The 919-nt window shown below is 59.8% G+C and carries 1 protein-coding gene; it reads left to right on the forward strand.

All coding sequences use genetic code 11. The annotated features are described in order from the left end of the window. Positions 1 to 89 precede the first annotated feature (89 nt). Entirely contained in the window at positions 90 to 902 is an 813-nt protein-coding gene (locus ACUCV3_RS27320; RefSeq protein WP_482241479.1) for an IS5 family transposase, read from the forward strand. Positions 903 to 919: the final 17 nt, after the last annotated feature.

Here is a 919-nt window from a genome sequence, read left to right on the forward strand (position 1 = left end):
AGAGGCTGTGTCAGAACGCTGACGGAACGGTGGACGGCCGAGTTTCGATATGATTCCGAGGGGTTGCGACACCAACCTTGGAAGCCATCATGTGGAACCCGACCGCCCGCGCGCATCATAGCCGCGCACAGCTTCGCTATGGAAGCGATCTTACCGATGCAGAATGGCATTTGATTGAGCCGTATTTGCCCGCGCCGTGCCAATGCGGACGGCGACGGCGTTGGCCGATGCGGGAGATCATCGAGGCCATTTTCTATTTGCTGCGGGCAGGTTGTCCTTGGCGGCTTTTGCCTGACAGCTTTCCGCCATGGCGCACGGTCTACCGCTGGTTCTGCACTCTGCGTGACGATGGGACATTCGAAAGTCTCAACCACCATCTTGTCCAGATCGACCGTGTCCGAACGGGGCGAGAACCGATGCCGTCAGCGGCGGCCATCGACAGCCAGAGCGTCAAGACCACTGAAGCGGGTGGTCCGCGCGGCTATGACGCAGGGAAAAAGATCATGGGCCGCAAGCGCCACTCCATGGTCGATACCGATGGTCGTGCGCTCGAACTGCTGGTTCATGGCGCTGACGTGCAGGACCGAGACGGCGCAGTGCCTTTGCTCCGGCAGTCACGCCAGCGGCACCCCTTGGTCGAGCATGCCTATGCCGACAGCGCCTACAACAGCGATCGCGTCCGGGAAGCCACATCCGTCACGATAGAGATCGTTCGGAAATTCGCCGACCAGACCGGGTTCGTCGTCCATCCCAGACGATGGGTGGTCGAACGAACCTTCGCATGGCTCAATCGAAATCGACGCTTGGCAAAGGACTTCGAGCGAACCATCAAATCCGCAACTGCACTCCTATATGCCGCTGCTGCCGTCGTCCTCATCAGGCGCATCGCTCGTTACGCATGAGATTCAAGACAGGCTCT

This window comes from Sphingobium sp. VMM (genome assembly GCF_056790315.1).

What these genes read in the sequence shown, in the direction of transcription:
- ACUCV3_RS27320 (WP_482241479.1), top strand. Translation starts at nt 90, where the DNA reads ATGTGGAACCCGACCGCCCGCGCGCATCATAGCCGCGCACAGCTTCGC.